We start from the raw sequence: 17,065 nt of genomic DNA, 5'->3' as shown, positions 1-17,065 counted from the left end.
TCAGGCAATCAGACACGCAGCTCAAGACAATCCAGATCGACCTTCGGCCTAACGCAACGGGATTTCCATCAATGACCGCCTTTCCCTTTCCAGGACTCAATCTCGCAATCACCACCCCGTTCGACGATGCCGGCCGCATCGATTACGGACGGCTCGAAGTCAATGTCGAACACTATCTCGCCGCAGGCATCGACAGCTTCCTGTTCAGCTCGGGAACCGGCATGCATGTCTATCTCTCCAAACAAGAATCCGAGGAACTGGTCCGTCGCGGCGCGAAGATCGTCAATGGCCGCGCCAAGGTGATCGCCCAGGCCTCGGCGCTGCTGGTGGAAGATGTCGTCGAGCGGACCGCCCGCGCCCGCGACGCCGGCGCCGAAGGCGTCATGGTGCTTCCGCCCTTCTTCGAAGGGCCGACCGAGGACCAGGGCATTCTCGATTTCTACGCCGAGGTCGCCAAGGCTGGCCTTCCGGTCATCGGCTATAACGTGCCCCAGGCGGTCGGCGTCGCCATCACGCCGGAGCTCTTGGATAAGCTGAACGACATTCCAGGCTTTTCAGCCGTCAAGGACAGCAGCGGGGATCTGGGAAAACAGGCAGCCCTCATACGTACCGGCCGCTTCGTCATGAACGGCGCCGACCCACTCGTCCCCTATGCGCTCTATGCCGGATGCGACGGCCTGATCTGGGGCGGCGCGAACTTCGCGCCGAAAACCTGCGTTGCGCTCGTTGCGGCGGCCGCTCAGCGCAAATGGGACGAGGTCCGCGCGCTCTGGAAAATCCTGGAGCCGGCCATGGGCCTGATCTGGGAGGGCGATTACGTGCAGTCCGTCTACGCAGCCGCCGAGCTGATCGGCTATGGCGCGGGCGCCCCGAGAAAGCCGCTGCGCGCCCTTGCCCCGGAAAAGCTTCCCGCTCTCCGGCACTCCCTCGAAACGCTCATGGAGCGGGAAGCGATCTGACGTGAGAGAGGCCGCAAAGAACGTCTTCGTCGCATCGAGGCTTCCCAAACGGGCGGGCGTGTCGGGATGGGTGGCGACGCTTGCGCCGCGCGCGCCGCGCCCGGCACTTTCCGAAGCGGTCAGCGTCGATGTCGCGATCATCGGCGGCGGCTTTGCCGGCCTGTCGGCGGCCCACCGCCTTTCGCGTCTCGACCCGACCGTCCGGGTCGCTGTTCTCGAAGCGGGCATTATCAGTGAAGGTCCGGCCGGCGCCAATTCCGGCTTCATCATCGACCTGCCCCACGAGGTTTCCTCCGACGATTTCAGCGGCGAGTCGGAAGGCAAGTTCCGCGACTCCGTGCTCCTGCAGCGTTCGGCCATTGCGCTCGCGACCGAACTCGCTGCCGAAAACGGCTGGGGGAAGGAACTGTTCGACCCATGCGGCCGCTACAGCATCGCGATGAGCACGGAAGGCGACAAGCATCTCGAAGCCTATTCGCTGCAGCTTGGGAAAATGGGGGAAGCGCATCGCCTGCTCAAGGGGCAAGAGATCGAGGCAGTGACCGGATCGGGGGCCTTCACCTCCGCTCTGTTCTCGCCGGGCACCATCATCATCCAGCCGGCCGCCTATGTCAGAGGGGTGGCCGACTGTCTGAAGGAACCGGTGCGGCTGTTCGAGCGGACGCCGGCCCTGTCCTTCGAGCGCTCCGGCGATAGCTGGCTGGTGAAGACGCCGAAGGGATCGGTGCTGGCGGGCAAGATCATCCTCGCCAATAACGGCCATGTGGAAAGCTTCGGTTTCTTTCGCGGGCGTCTTCTGCATGTCTTTACCTATGCCTCCCTGACGGAGGAGTTCGATCCGGCAAGGCTCGGCGGCGAAAGGAAGTGGGCGGCGACCCCGGCGCTGCCGATGGGAACGACGGTGCGGCGCATCAACACCGGCGGCGGCGACCGGATCCTGGTGCGATCGCGCTACAGCTACAATCCGGGCATCGAGATCAGCGATGCCGCCATTCGCAGCGCCGGCCGTCTGCATGACAGCAAATTCGCCCGTCGTTTTCCTGGTCTCGCCGGTGTCGACATGCAGTATCGCTGGGGAGGCGCGATGGCGCTGACGCGCAACCATGTGCCGGCCTTCGGAGAAATCGAACGCGGCGTTTTCGCCGCCTGCGGCTGCAACGGCCTCGGCGCATCGAACTCCACCGCCGCCGGCATGGCCGCGGCCGAACGCGTGCTCGGGCACGATTCCGAACTCGGCCGTGTCTACAGCCGCCTGGCGGCACCGGTTTTACTGCCGCCACAGCCGCTGACGACAATCGGCGCGAAGATCCATCTCGCCTATCGCGAATGGCAGGCCGGGACGGAGTGAGGCGGAGCCGAGCCCTACGCTAAAACGTAAGCTGCACCTTACAGGCGGCCGTGCGATCGCCGGCAAGCGCGAAGGCTGCGGTGGCCTCTTCCAGCGGCAGGCTGTGGCTGATGATCGGCCGCACATCGATCTTGCGGGTTGAGATCAGCCCGACAGCGGTGGCGAACTCCTCGTGGAAGCGCTGCGTGCCGTGGATATGCAACTCCTTGCCGACGATGGCGTTGAGCGGGATCGGGATCTCTCCCGTGACCCCGACCTGCACGATCGTGCCGCGTGGCCGGATGGCCGCGATCGCACTGCGGATGGCCGGAGCGGCGGCCGAGCATTCGAAGACGAGGTCGAAATAGCCCTTGCCCTTCTCGAATTCGGCAAGTGCTGCCGCATCCCGGGAAACATTGATCGCGCGGCTGGCGCCCATCGCCTTCGCCCTCTCCAGCGCCGCGTCCGCAAGATCGGTCACCACGATCTCGGCGGCACCGTGATAGCGAGCGGCGGCAACCATCAGCGCGCCGATCGGGCCGGCACCAGTGATGAGGACGCGTTTGCCCATGATATCGCCGGCGCGTGATGCAGCGTGCAGGCAGACGGACAAGGGCTCGCTGCACGCGGCTTCCGCGGCCGTCGTCGCGGCACCCACTTCGAAGCATTGTTTGGCCGGCACGACCAGCCATTCCCGGAACATGCCCTGCTCATGCGGCAGGCGCATGGCGCTGCCCATGAAGCGCATCTCAAGGCAGTGGATCGGCAAGCCCTTCTCACAATATTCGCAATGTCTGCAGGGCTGGCTGGGATTGACCGCCACCAGCACGCCGGCTTTAAGGTCGACGCCCTCGCCCGCCTGGCTTACCGTTCCCGAGGCCTCGTGGCCTGGGATGATCGGCTCACGCACCCTGACCGGCCCAAAACCACCGTCCTGGTAATAATGCAGGTCGGAGCCGCAGATGCCTGCGGCTGCCATTTTGAGCAGCACCTCGCCTGGACCGGGGGCCGAAACGGTGTCGGTCTCGATCCTGAGATCGCCCTTCTGGTAAAGCCGTGCCAGACGTGTCTGCATCATATGCTCCTATCGCAGCAGCCCGAGCTGCTGCGGCAGCCAGAGCGACACGGCGGGGATGAAGGTAATCATAATCAGCGCCAGGAAGAGCGGCACCAGCCAGGGCAGGATCGCCATGGTGGTGCGTTCGACCGACAGTTTCGCGACCCTGGACAGCACGAAAAGCACCATGCCGAGCGGTGGATGCAACAGCCCGATCATCAGGTTCAGGGTCATGATCAGGCCGAACTGAACCGGATCGATGCCGAATTTGGCGACGATCGGCAGCAGGATCGGCACGAGGATGGTGATCGCTGCGATCGTATCCAGGAAGCAGCCGACGAAGAGCATCAGCAAGTTCACGAGGATCAGGAATACCCATTTATTGTCGGTGATCGACAGGATCGCATCCGACAGCAGCTGGGCGGCCTGGCTGACCGTCAGCAGCCATGCGAAGACCGACGCGGCGGTGACGATGAAGAGAACCGATGCCGTCGTCTCGATCGTATCGAAGCTTGCCTTGGCGAGCGTCGAAAACGTCATGGTGCGGTAGCGTACCAGGCCGAGGAACAGCGACCAGAGCACGGCGGCAACCGCGGCCTCCGTCGGCGTGAACCAGCCCATCGTCATGCCGCCGATCAGGATGACCGGAGTCATCAGCGCCATGACGGCGGAAAAGCCGAAATACCAGTCGAGCGCCAGAAGCAAGAGAAGGGCGATGCCGGCCGCGGCATTCATCGATAGGCCGGCCCGCATCATCAGATAGATCGCCACAGGCACCATCAGGACAACGACGATTTCCATGCCAGCCGACAGCAGCTGCCTGATATCGAAGGGCGCGTCGGAGCCCCAGCGCTTCTTGTAGGCGAAGGCGGCAACGGTGATCATCATCAACAGCGTCATGACGACGCCGGGCAGGATACCGGCCATGAAAAGCGCGCCGATCGAGACGTTCGCCATCATGCCATAGATGACGAAGGGCAGCGACGGCGGGAAGATCGGCCCGAGCGTGGCAGAGGCCGCCGTCACGCCGACGGCAGCCTCGACGGGATAGCCGTGATCCTTCATCGCCTTGATCTCGATCGTGCCGATGCCGGCCGCATCGGCAAGTGCGGTGCCGGACATGCCGGAGAAGATGACGGAGCCAATGATATTGACCTGCGCCAGCCCGCCCTTCATCCAGCCGACGAGGGCGACCGCGAAGGAATAGATGCGGCCAGTCACACCCGCCGAGTTCATCAGATTGCCCGCCAGGATGAAGAAGGGAACGGCGAGCAGCGGGAAGCTTTCGACGCCGGCGATCATGCGCTGGGCGACGATAATGTCGGGCGCCACGCCGTAAAGGACGATATACAGCACGGATGCGACGGCCATCGAAATGGCGACCGGCACGCCGATCAGCATCAGCACCAGAAATGAACCAAGCAGCAGCAGCATCGAATCAACCCTCGACAGTCTGGAATTCTTCGGGGCGCTCCAGAACGGAGTAGCCGCGGCGCATATTGGCGATGAAGACGATGACCGCGCGGATCAGCATCAGCACGAAGGCGACGAGCACGGAGTAGAAGACGATGTTGCGCGGCAGCTCGACGGTAACCATCTGCTCGTCGGCGACGATATCGACATAGCGCCACATCAGGTGGCAGCCATAGGCGAAGAAGCCGATGCGGACGATGTCGACGAAAGTGGCGAGCACGCGCGCCAGCCCTGCCGGCATATAGTGATAGAACACGTCCACCTGGATATGCCGCGAGGTGCGCACGCACATGACGGCGCCTAAGAAGACGACCCCGATCAGGCAGTTGATCGCGATCTCCTCGGTCCATGCATAGCTGTCGTTCAGCACATAGCGCGTGAAGAACTGGAGGAAGACGCAGCCCGCCATCAGCCAGAAGACGATCAGCGTGATCCAGTCTTCAATGGCGTAGTCCGACATGTTCGCTGTCGGCGCGTGGCCCTCGAACTCGTGACCGATCTCCTCGGCCGTGATTGGCGTATGAATTTCTTGCGACATGATCGGCCTTGTTCCGGTTGCGGAGGATGGGGCGCGGCGTGTAGGCGCGACCTTCGGTTTGTCGATAAGCCTTGTTCCTTGCTGGAGGCGTGGCCCCTCATCCGCCTGCCGGCACCGACCGGGGTCGAGCCACGGGTCTCGACCCGTCCTTCGGACCCCGTAAACGGGGCGAAGGGGGTATGCGGCAACGTCTCCGTCCCTCGCCAACGTCTCGCAGAGCACGTCCCCTCTCCCCGTCAAAACTGGGAGAGGGTTAGGGTGAGGGGCGGCCGCAGGCGCGAACGGACCAGACCCTTACTGGATCGCGCGGATGGCTTCCCAATCGGCCTTCTCGTAGCCGAAGTCCTCGAACTTCACCTTTTCCATCACGTTCTTTTCGAAGTCTGATTTGTCGACCTCGGCAACGTTGAGACCCTTTTCCTTGAAGGTCGCGACGAGGCTGTTTTCCTTGCCGGCAATCGTCTTGGTCGTACGCTCGGCGGCCTCCTGCATCACCTCGCCGAAGATCTTCTTGTCCTCGTCGGAAAGCTTCGCCCACAGCTGTTTCGAGATCACGGTGTTGAGGTGATCGACGATATGGCCGGTCAGGATGATGTTCTTCTGGACTTCGTAGAACTTCTTCGCCTCGATCGTCGTCAGCGGATTTTCCTGCGCTTCGACCGTGCCGTTCTGCAGAGCGAGATAGACTTCGGCAAAGGCGATCGGCGTCGTGTTGGCGCCGCAGGCGCGCGGCATGGCGAGATAGGCCGGAACGTCGGGCACGCGGATCTTCAGGCCCTGCATGTCGGCGCATTTGGCAATCGGCTTGTTCGATGTCGTATGACGCGTGCCGTAATAGCTGACGGCAGCGATGTGATTGCCGGTCTTGTCTTCATAGCCTTTGGCGAGGCGCTTGAAGACATCGCTCTTGGTGTAGGCGATCAGGTGATCGGGGCCGCGGAAAATATAGGGGAAGTAAGTCACGCCGATCGGCTTGTAGTCGCGTGCGGCAAAGCTCGATCCCGAGATGATGATGTCGACCGTGCCGAGCTTGAGACCCTGATTGATGTCGGCTTCCTTGCCGAGCTGCGAGGCCGGATAGACCTCGATCTTGTAACGCCCGTCGGTGCGCTTGGCGATCTCTTCTGCAGCCCAAACGGAATCCGTGTGGAAGGGCTCGGAGGTTTCATAGACATGCGCCCATTTCAGTACCGTTTGGGCATGTGCGACCGCCGTCGTCGCCATGATCGCGGCTGCGGTGCAAAGTATCGTTGCTAGTCTGCTCTTCATCGCTCTCTCCTCCCGAGCTTGGGTTAAATCTTGTCGGTTCCTTTCGCGGGCGCCTTCTTGCGGCCACGCGCCTCCTCTCCCGAAAACTCCTCCCCGAAGCTCTCGGAAAACCTCTTCTGCGATAAGGTGAGATGGGCGCGCATGGCCGCCTTGGCGCCTGCCCCATCGCCGGCGGCGATCGCATCGCGAATGACCCGATGTTCGTCGACGGCGCTGCGCCATGTTCCCGGCCCCTCGAAGTGGCTGGCGAGCTTGGCAAAATAAGGGGTCATGCGCATGTCGAACATCTCGCCGGTCACACGGATCAGTGTCGCATTGCCGACGATGGCGGCAATGCCGGTGTGAAAGGCGCGATCGGCGGCAAGCACCGTGCTCGCATCGTTGACGCCGCCGCTCATGCGCGTCAGCGCTTCATCGAGCAGTGCGATGCCTTCCGGCCCGGCGCAGCCTGCCGCTTCTTCGGCAATGGCGCACTCGATGATGGCGCGCGCCTGCAGCAGCTCGAAGGGCCCTTCCACCGGCTCGCGCTCGTTTCCCGTCGCAGTCGCGGCATGCTGGCGCACCACGTAGATGCCGGATCCCATGCGGATATTGACGAGGCCCTCGACCTCCAGGACGATCAGCGCCTCGCGCACTGTTGGGCGCGACACCGACAGTTGCTCGGCCAGGTCGCGCTCGGCCGGCAGCCGCTGGCCGACGGCAAGTTCGCCGCGTGATATCATCAAACGAATCTGGTCCGCCACCTGCCGATAGAGGCGGCGCGATTCCACAGGTGAAAACATTTTGGCCTCCCCGGCGGTGCCTCCTCAAGCGCGCATCTGGTCAACTGGCCTGACCAATTGAGACATAGGTATCACCGTAGGGGTTGCGCGTCAATCCGCCGCATAAACGCAAAACACGAGCGTCCACAGACTGAGAAGAGTTCTGGGGTTCGGCCATTGCAGCGGCGTCTAATGCATGTCGCCGGAAAGTGTGCAGCGGTTCCCGGATAACGAGATGCATAAAAACAAAAAGCTAAGCGCGCCGCATGAATCAAGTTAACCGCGACGCGCTTTTCGTATCGACGACAGGCTTCAATGCGCGGCGATCGGTGCGCGAGATGATTGATAGCGGATACCGGGAAGGTCGGGCCCGGATATGCCCGGAAGATTGTAGGCGTCGGCCGCGAAGCTTTCGAGGGCTATGCGATTGCGAACGATCACCCGGCCGCGGCTGGAATGAATGAGGCGCTCGCCTTCCAGGATATGTAAGGCATCGGTGACGCTCGATCGTCTCACGCCGAGCATGATCGCCAGATATTCGTGGGTGATCGCGATCTCTTCGCCGTCCAGGCGATCGTGGCACATCAGAATCCACTTCGCCAATCGCACGTCGATCTTGTGAACGGCATTGGAGAGCGCAGTGTGGGCGACCTGCGTGAAGAAGATATGGACGAAGTGCGAAAGCAGCGACAGGACTGCGGGTTGCTCGCGCAGGAACCCCGCCAAGGCAGCGGCTTCGACACGGCGTCCATGACCGGCGACCTGCATCGTCACCTGGAACGGCGATCGTTTCCCCTCCATGAGCAGGGTCGGCGGCGACACCCCGTCCCTGCCGACCAGGCCGACCTCCGCCCTTCTGCCCTCCGGACTCGTCGCCACCATCGAGGCGATACCGCTTTCCAGAAAGTAATAGTGACTGACCAGCATGCCGGTATGGACGAGATCGAGATCGCGCGGGAGGATGAGCGGTTCGAGAACCGTCTCCAGAGCCAGAAGCTCCGGAGCCGACAGATGCGCTAGGATGAGATTCTGGGTGTGGAGACGTCGCATGGCCCTGCCCTTTGGTTTGGCAAGAGCACACCGTCTCCCAGCCGCCAGCGCCGTGAAGTCTGCCAACGATGATGGGAATTATGGACCCCGGGCCGCCTGATTGCAAGGCGTATGACCCGGCCTCGCGTCGACGGCCGGACCGTGTCCGTCCGGCTTCTGGTCAACGAACTGGTGACGAATGCCTTCAAGCACGGCTATTCCGATATCGGCGGCGCTGTCTCCGTCATCGCGCGCAACGACTGCGGTGACATCCCCTCGCGTATCGGACAGTGGCAGGGGCCTGCCGCCGGAATTTTCATCAGACGAGAACGCCGGAAAAAGCCTGGGGATGAAGGTGGTGCGCGCGCTTGTGCAGCAGCTGGAGGGCGGAGCTTCAGATCGAAAGTCGTCGACCGGGCAGGGGTTTTGTCATCGATTGCCGAGAGATGCATAAGTACCCGCCTGACACATTGCTCTGTTGCAATTTACTCTTAATGCTATGATTTTTAAAGAATAATCTTATTCTTCCCTCTCCACCGGTATTGTCAAAACCGCACAGAACCGCCCATCAATATGGCTATGCCGGCTGTTTTGACGCATAAGCTGTTCAATACCGCGATCATGAAGGCTGCTGGTATGAGCACGGGCTCCTCCCCGCAGGAGACCGTCCATGGCCGCAGCGGATCAGCGCAACAATCACAATCTGCTGTTGAAGGCCTTGCCTGCCGATGCCTTTGACATGCTGCTCGCCGCTGCGCAGGCAATCCAGCTGCCGGTGAAACATGTGCTGGTCGAGGCCGATCAGCCGATCGACCATGTGTGCTTCATCGAGGACGGTCTCGCATCGATGGTCGCTTCGAATGCCGAAGACGAAGCGGTCGAGGTCGGGCATATCGGCTACGAGGGCATGGCGGGGGCGCATATCCTCCTGAAGACAGATACGACGCCCAACCGGACCTTCATGCAGGTCGCCGGAACCGGGCTGCAGGTCTCTGTCGAGGACTTCGAACAGGTGCTGAAAGCCTTTCCCGAAATCAACGCCCTGTTCCTCAACTATGTGCATTGCTGCGACATCCAGCTGGCCCAGTCGGCCCTCGCCAACGGCCGCTACAACATGCATGAGCGGCTCGCCCGCTGGCTGCTGATGTGTCATGATCGGCTGACCGGAAGCGACCTGCCGCTCACCCATGAATTTCTGGCGCTCATGCTCGGCGTTCGGCGCTCCGGCGTAACCAACGAGTTGCATGTCATCGAAGGCCTGCGAGCCATCAAGTCGACCCGTGCCAATGTCAGGATTCTCGACCGGGAACGGCTGGAGGAGATTGCCGCCGGAAGCTATGGTGTGCCGGAACGCGAATATGAACGTCTGATCGGCCTACCGATCCGCCGGCCGGCCAAATCCGGATGATGTGAAATTAACCGGCCTGCGAACATCCGCATCCCAAACAATGAAATAGCGCAAGTCGTCTCAAGACCGCGTGGCGTATTGCTCTAATCCGAGCGCCGGACCGTCTCCACAAAGTGCACGATCAGAAGGACGCCTCCCAGTTCATCGCAGATATGGATCCGTCGCGCCGAGATGTCTTTTCCTGCAAGCACCGCCTGGCTCATCAGCGCCCTTGCATCCTGCACGGCTTCTCGTCTGGCATCGGCGAGCGTCGCCAGTTCCGAACCTTCCAAATCGACTACCACCGGGGCGTCCGACACGACGTTGAAATAAAACCTCGGGATGCGCTGCCTCACCGTCGCAGAATCAATGCCATAACGCGTGGCGCGCTTCCTCAGAAAAGAGCCCGCCTGTTACTCGGACAGCAACACTATCAGCGTCCTTCCCATCCGGGAAACCGATCAATGGCAATAACCGTTTCGGCTCGCAGACGCACCATCGTCGCCCGCAGTTGGAAGGGTTCCCGGATAATATCTTCCCAACAGTCGTCATCGGCTCCGGCGATCGATGTCATCGAAGCGCGGATAGTATGAAGCAGACGAAGGAGGATCGGGCGCGGATCGGGGGCGCCGTCGCAGAGTTCCTGAAGTTCATCGACGATCTGTCTGAGAGCGATCTGCCGTTCCGGAAAGCTCAGACCGGAGGAACAGACCGAGAGGGAGGCTCGGAGAATTCTATCCATCCTGACGCTCTGACTGGCCCGCTTTCGCGGCTGGGCGCGAGACCGTTGGCCCATCCACGTGCATGTGGCGCATCAGGCCAGCGAGTTTATGCGGATTGCGAATGCCGCATTCGAACCAGGAGACAAGTTCCCGCGCAACATGTTGCGCTGCCGGACTGCCGATCCCGCATGATTTTTCCCGGCACCACTGCCTCAGCACTGCACTCAACATGGTTATGTCTTCAGGCTGCAGCGCCGGCTTCGTAATTCCCGAATGCTGGGTCATCCGCATTCCTCCCCAGTATGTAAGGAGATCCTAATCTTCGGATTTTCGATTTCAACTACGAGTACGGAAGCGTACCAATGCCGGCTTCCGTTCGATCCTTCCGCCGAGATGGTGGAACCGACGCGGCCGGATCAGGGCCGGCGAACCGCTTAACGCGCCAGATGCCTGCCGATCAGACGCCGGTATTCCTCCTCGGCAGACCGGATCCGTGCGCCTCTTCGATCAGTCCCCGCCGGTTGAGAATGGCGATCTGCCGCCGGTTCGCCGATTGGAAACCGCCGAGCACAACGGCGTCGCCGGTCATGCCCTCGCGACCGACGATCCCCACTTCAATGTCGCGGCCGCCCGGAAATCTTGCCACGATCGAGGCAAGACCTGCCTCAAGCAGGTAAACGTCGCTAACCGGGGTATTCTCCGTTTCCAGGACCAAAGGACGTCCAAAGCGACAGGCTCCAGGTGAAGCAACAGAAGCTCGCGCTCTTGCGGCCCCATCGCGCATAAGAGTTCACTCCGGAAATTCAATTGCTCGTCGTCCATGTCAGTCCGCGCATCGATGATAATGCAATCCTCGTTGTGGGCGAACCTAACCATCTAGAATCATTGAGCCTACAGAGGTACTTGGCGGCTTCTGCCCGCCAAGAATTTCCGTAGACGCCGGCAAACTCAGTTGATGAGCTTTGCGAACAGGCAGATCGGAGCCTGCCCGCAACTCATATGCCGGCATACCATTCGTAGCCGCGATCTTCCCAGAAGCCGCCATTGCCGCCATAAAGCCGACCGAGATCGGCCACCGCCTCAATGCGCGTCAGATATTTCGCCTGCTTGTAGCCGAGCTGCCGCTCGACCCTGAGCCTCAGCGGCGCTCCATGCGCCACTTCCAGGTCGCGGCCATTCATCGAATAGGCAAGGATCGTCTGCGGATGAAGCGCATCGACCAGATCGATGCTCTCATAATACCAGCCGCTGCCATCCAGCGTCTTTTCGTATTCGTCGGCGCAATGAAACACGATATAGCGCGCCTCGGGCTTCAGCCCGACCGATTGCAGCAAGGCGCCGAGCGGCAGGCCGATCCATTTGCCGATAGCGCTCCAGCCTTCGACGCAGTCGTGGCGGGTGATCTGGGTACGCGACGGCATCGCCTTCAGTTGCGCCAGCGAGAACTGCGACGGCTTTTCGACGAGACCGCCGACATCCAGTCTCCAGGTCGAGAACTGCCGGCTCATCCAGTCGAGATATTGCGGGTTATCGGGCATGCTGGTGCCGTTGGAGCGAAAGACCGGGGAGAGGTCCGTCTCGCTGAATTCGCGGGCCAGCGCGTTGTCGCCAAGCAGCAAGCGCTGCGTCTTCACGCTGAAGCCTTCGGCGATCTTCAACACCGACTTCGTCCGCTCGCTCTCGACCACTGCGTCGCAGCCGCTCAATCCCAATGCGGAGGCGGTGAGGGTCGAGCCGATCAGGAAGCGGCGGCGGGTGATCAGGCGGCTCATCATTCGTCTCCCTGTTCGATAGCGTAATAGCCGGTGATCATCGAGCGCAGATTGTTGAAGACACCCGACAGGATCACCATGGCGACATGCACCACAACGAAGGCGACGAGCGAGAAGGCGGTGAGGAAATGCAGGGTGCGGGCCGATTGCCGGCCGCCGAAGACATCGAGCAGCCAGGGCGCCACCGCGTTGAAGCCCGGCGACATGGTGAGACCCGTCGCAACCATCAGCGGCAACAGCAAAAAGATCACCGCAAGATAGGTCAGCTTCTGCAAAGTGTTGTAGTGGCGTGCCTCGGCTCCTTTCGGAAAACGCAGCCGGGCATGGCTGGCGACCTCATGCCCGAGATGGGCGAGCGTCAGTTCCTTGCCTTCAGGGGCGAGATCCCGGCGGAAATGCCGGCTGATCAGCCCATAGAGAAGATAGACGGAGCCGTTGAGAACGAAGAGCCAGGCGAAGAAGAAATGCCAGCGCCGGCCAGCCGATAGATCCTGGTAGCTTGGAAGCGTGAGCCAGCTTGGAAAACCTCTTGCTGTCGCCTCGCCATCGACATCCGAAAGACCGAGCACGCCTGTCGTATCGAAGGTGAGCGAACCGACATGCGTCAGCCCCTTCGCCTGGTCGCCGCCCTCGACGGCTTCCATGGCGATGAAGGACGGGTCGTTGTCGGCACCGTACTGGCCCCAATAGAGCGCCGGATGCGCATTGAATATCTGCAGACCGCTGAACAGCAGCACGGTGAGGCAGAACACATTCACCCAATGCGACAGGCGCACGGCAAGGCTGTGGCGGTAGATAAGCGTGCGGCCGGTTTTCGTGCCGGCATCGATCGTCGCCATGATGGTTCTCCGAAAGTCAGACGTTTCGAAAAGAGGGGACGCGGCCGCAGCAATCAAAAGTGCTACAGCGTCCTTTGCGCGTCTAAAAAGACGCGCGGCGCTGTAGAAAAGTTTCAGCGGCCGCGCAGACGCGAACGCTACTTCATCGCGTCGCAGGCCTTCATCATATCGGTCTTTTTCATCGCATCCTTTTCCATGCCGGCCTTGTGCATGCAGTCCGTCTTGGTGCCCGACATCTTCATGGCATCCTTCGACATGGCGCTGCTCTGCATCGTGTCCTTCTTCATCGTGTCCTTTTTCATCGTATCGGACTTCATGGCGTCTTCAGCCGAAGCGGCGCCGGCGAGCGAAAGACCGACGATGAAGGTGCAGGCTGCAAGGCTGGAAAAAAGCTTGGTCATGGAACTCTCCCGAAATGGATTTTCGTGTCCGCCGGCGGCCTGCCGATGGCTCACATTTGGCTATTCGGGGGAGCGTCGGGATGCGTTACAGTCTCACGCGCTTGTGATAGAGCTGTGATACCAACATTGTTTTCATCTTCCCTGTAACCGATCGGCAGCTTCCATCGAATGAAGTCTCTGACAGCATGACAACCGCCCATTCGGAAGAAGCCCTGAAAGCATTAATGCTTCTGTCCCTTGACGGGGACGAGGCGGCCTATCGGCGTTTGCTGGCGGCTTTGCGCCTGCTGCTTGTCGGTTATTACAGCCGCAGAATGGCGGCGGCGGCGAAAGCGGATATGGAAGACCTGGTTCAGGAGACATTGCTGGCGCTGCATTCGCGCCGATCCACCTATGACCGGGAAAGGCCATTCACGGCCTGGTTCTTTTCGATCGCCCGCTACAAGCTGATCGACCATCATCGCGGCCGCGGCGGACGCAGGCTCGCCGAGACCGAGCTTGGCGAGGAGATCGAAAGCGACTTCAGCGAGGATGCGCTGACGGCCAGCATGGATGTCGAGCGGTTGCTCCACGGGCTGTCACCGAGACAACGTGAGCTGATCCGGCAGGTGAAATTGGAGGGCCAGTCGGTCGCCGACACCGCAAGCCGCACGGGCCAGTCCGAATCGGCGGTGAAGGTCGGCATCCACCGGGCGCTGAAGGCGCTGGCAGAGAGAATGCGAGGCACATCGTGACAAAAACGGACGACCTCATCGAACGCCTGGCAGGTGACTTGAAGCCGGTGCCGAGCGATGCGCTGCGCCGCCGCTTCGCGCTCGGCATCGTGCCGGCGCTCGGGCTCTCCCTGCTGCTGATGCTGACCATTCTCGGTCCGCGGGTCGATATATCAGACGTGCTGATGCTGCCGGTCTTCTGGATCAAATCGGCCTATAATGCGCTGATTGCAGTCGTGGCGCTCCTCGCCGTCTATCGGCTTTCCCGCCCTGACGGTTCCGAGGGCCGTTTTTTCGATTTGCTTGCCTTAATCTTCGCCGCCATGGCGGCAGTCGCTGCCATCCAGCTGATGATGGCTCCAACCGAGGCTTATCCGGTGCTGATCCTCGGCTCTTCGGCGCTCCATTGCCCGCTGCTGATCCTCGGCTTTGCCCTACCCGTCTATGCCGGCGCCGTCTGGGCGCTGCGCCAGGCGGCGCCAACCGATCTGCGGCTGACGGGCTTCGTCGCCGGCATTGCCGCGGGGGCCGCGGGCGCCTGGGTCTATTCGTGGTTCTGCACCGAGAACGGCATGCCCTTCGTGTTGATCTGGTATTCGCTGGGCATCCTGCTCACCGGCGCGCTCGGCGCCGTCACCGGCCCTCGCCTCCTCCGCTGGTAGATCCTTCGGTGCCGCCGGGCCTGAAAAGCCCTGCATAGACCGGGTCCTCTTGCGTCGATCAGGGGCATTGTTGTCGCGCGTTAGCGCGTCATTGCGCCGCCAGCGGCCAACAGATCGTCCGGCGTACCGACATCACGCTTCATCTTTGCATGGCGCGCCGCTGAGCGACCAGCCGGATCGGCATGTCGCTGTCGGAGCCCCGGCTGCCGTTCTCCACGCCCGCCGTGCTTCTGTCGCCGTCCAACTGAAATTGATTGACGAGATGCCGCAGGCGGCCCGCCTCGGAGGACAGAGAGGCGGCGGCGGCCGTCGACTGCTCGACCATTGCCGCATTTTGCTGGGTCGCCTGGTCCATATGATTGACGGCGGTGTTGATCTCGGCAAGTCCGGTCGATTGCTCGCGCGCCGAGGTGGCAATCGCATCCATGAGCTGGTTGATCTGTATGACGTGCTCACCAATCGCTTTCAGCGACGTACCGGTTTCGAGAACCAGTTTGACGCCATTTTTGACGTCCGTCGAGGACTTCTGAATGAAGCCTTTGATCTCCTTGGCTGCTTGAGCAGCGCGTTGAGCTAGCTCACGGACTTCTTGTGCGACCACGGCAAAACCTTTGCCGGCCTCACCCGCACGGGCAGCTTCAACGCCGGCGTTCAGCGCCAGGAGGTTGGTCTGGAAGGCAATCTCATCGATCGCACCAATAATGTTCGATATCTGCTCCGAACTATCCTCGATGCGTCGCATGGCCTGTTCCGCCTCTGCTACGACAGTTGCCGACCGCTGAGCGCTGATATCGGCCTCCAGGGCCACATTGCGTGCCTCGTCGGTGCGTTTGGACGCCATCGTCACATTCGAGGTGATTTCGTCCAGGGCTGCGGCCGTCTCCTCGAGAGAGGCGGCTTGCTGTTCGGTACGTTTGGAAAGGTCCTGCGCAGCGGATGCGATCTCGCCGCTACCGCTATCTATGCTGTGTACCGTCTGGAGCACCGCCCCGATCGTCGTGCCCAATTGCCGGAGCGACGCGTTGAAGTCTTCGCGCAAGGTCTCGTATTCGGCGGCAAATTGATCCGAAAGCTGGAAAGATATGTCGCCTGCCGCAAGCCGTCGAAGGCCTCCACCCAAGGTCGTGGTTGCGAAGCGCAATTGTTCGGCCTCGCGTTCGGCGCGCTGCTGGGCTGCCGCGCGCACTGCCTCACTTTCGCTGCGGGAGAGAGCAGCTTCCTTTTCAAGCCTGACGACATTGAGAGCATTCTGGCGGAAGACTTCGACAGCACCGGCCATTTCCCCAACTTCATCGGCGCGGCCGGCACCGGGTATGGCGCTATCAAGGTCACCGTCCGACAAACGTCTCATGGCCGATGCGATGCTTCGGATCGGATTGGCGATGCCGAAAACTGCGAAGGCGATGCCAGCCATGGCGATGAGCACGGCCAGCGCCGCGATTGCGGCCGCCAACATGAAAGCGGACGTCGCGGAACCGTCGCTCGCGGCAACGAAGCCTTCGGCCTGACTGAGAATGAAAGCAACCAGATCGCTGACGCCCTTATCCACCAGCACGGATTGCGGTTCCATATTCTCCTTGAAGAAGCGAGCCGCGTCGGATGCCTTGTCACTATTTTGCAGCGCAATCATCTGCTCTGCCAGCCCGCTATACTTGTCCAGTTCAGGCTTGATCTGATTGATCAGTTCGCGCCCGCGCTCGGTGCGGACACCCTTTTCGTATTCCGCAACAACTTTCTCAACCGCGGCCCGAGCGGTATCGATTGTCTGTTGTCCGGCCTTCAGTTCCTCCGCCGTATCTTCCAGGAGATACTGAGCGTAGACCAGTTTCAGATCGAGGAAGTTATCCTTAATCTCCCGCGCGGTCACAAGCCGGTGCATCCAGAAGGTCCCGATCTGCTCGGTATTGGCACGAAGCGTAGAAATCGTGCTCAGTGAGATATAGGACAGACAAACCATGAAAAGGCTGATGATCGACAGCTTCACGATCAGGGCTTGCTTGATGCTCGGGCGCTTCATGCGGGTCTCCTCGAAGAGCTGGGACGACCGGCTTGCCGGTTGATGCAAAATCTCGCACCAGATTCAATAATTTAGTATTAACTAAACAATGGACCTTGTTCTGTTTGCGGAAATCTTTTGCGCGGACAGTTACTTCCGC

The 17,065-nt window shown here is 61.2% G+C and carries 17 protein-coding genes; 5 read left to right on the top strand and 12 right to left on the bottom strand.

The genetic code is table 11. The features are described from left to right. Window positions 1-71 precede the first annotated feature (71 nt). Both OS035_RS05480 and OS035_RS05475 read left to right on the top strand, forming a co-directional pair. On the top strand, window positions 72-959 hold the full coding sequence (locus tag OS035_RS05480; RefSeq protein WP_183781527.1) for a dihydrodipicolinate synthase family protein: 888 nt from the start codon (window positions 72-74) through the stop codon (window positions 957-959). Window position 960: 1 nt separating this feature from the next. After that, window positions 961-2,307: an NAD(P)/FAD-dependent oxidoreductase gene (locus tag OS035_RS05475; RefSeq protein ID WP_131710625.1), complete on the top strand. Its 1,347-nt coding sequence runs from the start codon at window positions 961-963 to the stop codon at window positions 2,305-2,307. Between the two features lie 19 nt (window positions 2,308-2,326). Here the strand turns inward: OS035_RS05475 and OS035_RS05470 are convergent, their stop codons facing one another. From OS035_RS05470 to OS035_RS05445, 6 genes are all read right to left on the bottom strand, one after another. Further along, entirely contained in the window at window positions 2,327-3,361 is a 1,035-nt protein-coding gene (locus OS035_RS05470; RefSeq protein WP_131710679.1) for an L-idonate 5-dehydrogenase, read from the bottom strand. A gap of 9 nt (window positions 3,362-3,370) precedes the next feature. Next, window positions 3,371-4,777 carry a TRAP transporter large permease gene (locus tag OS035_RS05465; RefSeq protein WP_097624316.1) on the bottom strand — a complete coding sequence of 469 codons (1,407 nt, stop codon included), beginning with the start codon at window positions 4,775-4,777 and terminating at the stop codon, window positions 3,371-3,373. Between the two features lie 4 nt (window positions 4,778-4,781). Then, on the bottom strand, window positions 4,782-5,354 hold the full coding sequence (locus OS035_RS05460; protein WP_003592221.1) for a TRAP transporter small permease: 573 nt from the start codon (window positions 5,352-5,354) through the stop codon (window positions 4,782-4,784). 294 nt (window positions 5,355-5,648) lie between these two features. After that, window positions 5,649-6,623, bottom strand: coding sequence for a sialic acid TRAP transporter substrate-binding protein SiaP (locus tag OS035_RS05455; protein WP_097624315.1), 975 nt, complete (start codon window positions 6,621-6,623; stop codon window positions 5,649-5,651). 23 nt (window positions 6,624-6,646) lie between these two features. Beyond that, a complete protein-coding gene (locus OS035_RS05450; protein WP_183781530.1) occupies window positions 6,647-7,405 on the bottom strand; it encodes a FadR/GntR family transcriptional regulator in 759 nt (252 codons plus the stop codon). Window positions 7,406-7,696: 291 nt separating this feature from the next. Next, window positions 7,697-8,434, bottom strand: a complete 738-nt coding sequence (locus tag OS035_RS05445; protein ID WP_331813436.1) for a Crp/Fnr family transcriptional regulator — start codon at window positions 8,432-8,434, stop codon at window positions 7,697-7,699. Between the two features lie 649 nt (window positions 8,435-9,083). Here OS035_RS05445 and OS035_RS05440 point away from each other — a divergent pair. Beyond that, window positions 9,084-9,821 carry a Crp/Fnr family transcriptional regulator gene (locus OS035_RS05440; protein ID WP_131710623.1) on the top strand — a complete coding sequence of 246 codons (738 nt, stop codon included), beginning with the start codon at window positions 9,084-9,086 and terminating at the stop codon, window positions 9,819-9,821. 83 nt (window positions 9,822-9,904) lie between these two features. Here OS035_RS05440 and OS035_RS05435 read toward each other — a convergent pair whose 3' ends face one another. The 5 genes from OS035_RS05435 to OS035_RS05410 all read right to left on the bottom strand — a co-directional run bounded on the left by OS035_RS05435 (window position 9,905) and on the right by OS035_RS05410 (window position 13,534). Then, window positions 9,905-10,156 (bottom strand): DUF6894 family protein, encoded by a 252-nt coding sequence (locus tag OS035_RS05435; protein ID WP_239620864.1) that lies wholly within the window; start codon window positions 10,154-10,156, stop codon window positions 9,905-9,907. A gap of 823 nt (window positions 10,157-10,979) precedes the next feature. Further along, window positions 10,980-11,237, bottom strand: coding sequence for a hypothetical protein (locus tag OS035_RS05425; RefSeq protein ID WP_246645377.1), 258 nt, complete (start codon window positions 11,235-11,237; stop codon window positions 10,980-10,982). Between the two features lie 280 nt (window positions 11,238-11,517). Beyond that, complete coding sequence (locus tag OS035_RS05420) at window positions 11,518-12,294, bottom strand: molybdopterin-binding protein (protein WP_183781536.1); 777 nt, start codon at window positions 12,292-12,294, stop codon at window positions 11,518-11,520. Next, entirely contained in the window at window positions 12,294-13,133 is an 840-nt protein-coding gene (locus OS035_RS05415) for a cytochrome b/b6 domain-containing protein (protein WP_097624307.1), read from the bottom strand. The genes OS035_RS05420 and OS035_RS05415 overlap by 1 nt, the downstream gene beginning before the upstream one ends. A gap of 137 nt (window positions 13,134-13,270) precedes the next feature. Next, window positions 13,271-13,534 carry a pentapeptide MXKDX repeat protein gene (locus OS035_RS05410; RefSeq protein WP_131710622.1) on the bottom strand — a complete coding sequence of 88 codons (264 nt, stop codon included), beginning with the start codon at window positions 13,532-13,534 and terminating at the stop codon, window positions 13,271-13,273. Between the two features lie 185 nt (window positions 13,535-13,719). On the opposite strand from OS035_RS05410, the gene OS035_RS05405 reads away from it, so the two are divergent. Both OS035_RS05405 and OS035_RS05400 read left to right on the top strand, forming a co-directional pair. Then, window positions 13,720-14,268: a sigma-70 family RNA polymerase sigma factor gene (locus tag OS035_RS05405; protein WP_131710621.1), complete on the top strand. Its 549-nt coding sequence runs from the start codon at window positions 13,720-13,722 to the stop codon at window positions 14,266-14,268. Beyond that, entirely contained in the window at window positions 14,265-14,909 is a 645-nt protein-coding gene (locus tag OS035_RS05400; protein WP_183781542.1) for an NrsF family protein, read from the top strand. Before OS035_RS05405 ends, OS035_RS05400 begins: the two co-directional genes overlap by 4 nt. A gap of 139 nt (window positions 14,910-15,048) precedes the next feature. On the opposite strand, the gene OS035_RS05395 is transcribed toward OS035_RS05400, so the two are convergent. Next, the gene (locus OS035_RS05395; protein ID WP_331813549.1) at window positions 15,049-16,866 is read right to left on the bottom strand and encodes a HAMP domain-containing methyl-accepting chemotaxis protein; all 1,818 of its coding nucleotides are present in this window, start codon (window positions 16,864-16,866) and stop codon (window positions 15,049-15,051) included. Window positions 16,867-17,065: the final 199 nt, after the last annotated feature.

This window comes from Rhizobium sp. 268 (genome assembly GCF_036571585.1).
In the GTDB taxonomy this organism is placed as follows: domain Bacteria; phylum Pseudomonadota; class Alphaproteobacteria; order Rhizobiales; family Rhizobiaceae; genus Rhizobium; species Rhizobium redzepovicii.
The sequence above is the reverse complement of the archived record's forward strand: the minus strand, read 5'-3'. Positions and strand labels throughout refer to the sequence as shown.

Coding starts and splice junctions, on each gene's coding strand:
- OS035_RS05480 (WP_183781527.1), top strand. CDS start 72: ATGACCGCCTTTCCCTTTCCAGGACTCAATCTCGCAATCACCACCCCG.
- OS035_RS05470 (WP_131710679.1), bottom strand. CDS start 3,361: ATGCAGACACGTCTGGCACGGCTTTACCAGAAGGGCGATCTCAGGATC.
- OS035_RS05465 (WP_097624316.1), bottom strand. CDS start 4,777: ATGCTGCTGCTGCTTGGTTCATTTCTGGTGCTGATGCTGATCGGCGTG.
- OS035_RS05460 (WP_003592221.1), bottom strand. CDS start 5,354: ATGTCGCAAGAAATTCATACGCCAATCACGGCCGAGGAGATCGGTCAC.
- OS035_RS05455 (WP_097624315.1), bottom strand. CDS start 6,623: ATGAAGAGCAGACTAGCAACGATACTTTGCACCGCAGCCGCGATCATG.
- OS035_RS05450 (WP_183781530.1), bottom strand. CDS start 7,405: ATGTTTTCACCTGTGGAATCGCGCCGCCTCTATCGGCAGGTGGCGGAC.
- OS035_RS05445 (WP_331813436.1), bottom strand. CDS start 8,434: ATGCGACGTCTCCACACCCAGAATCTCATCCTAGCGCATCTGTCGGCT.
- OS035_RS05440 (WP_131710623.1), top strand. CDS start 9,084: ATGGCCGCAGCGGATCAGCGCAACAATCACAATCTGCTGTTGAAGGCC.
- OS035_RS05420 (WP_183781536.1), bottom strand. CDS start 12,294: ATGAGCCGCCTGATCACCCGCCGCCGCTTCCTGATCGGCTCGACCCTC.
- OS035_RS05415 (WP_097624307.1), bottom strand. CDS start 13,133: ATGGCGACGATCGATGCCGGCACGAAAACCGGCCGCACGCTTATCTAC.
- OS035_RS05410 (WP_131710622.1), bottom strand. CDS start 13,534: ATGACCAAGCTTTTTTCCAGCCTTGCAGCCTGCACCTTCATCGTCGGT.
- OS035_RS05405 (WP_131710621.1), top strand. CDS start 13,720: ATGACAACCGCCCATTCGGAAGAAGCCCTGAAAGCATTAATGCTTCTG.
- OS035_RS05395 (WP_331813549.1), bottom strand. CDS start 16,866: ATGGTTTGTCTGTCCTATATCTCACTGAGCACGATTTCTACGCTTCGT.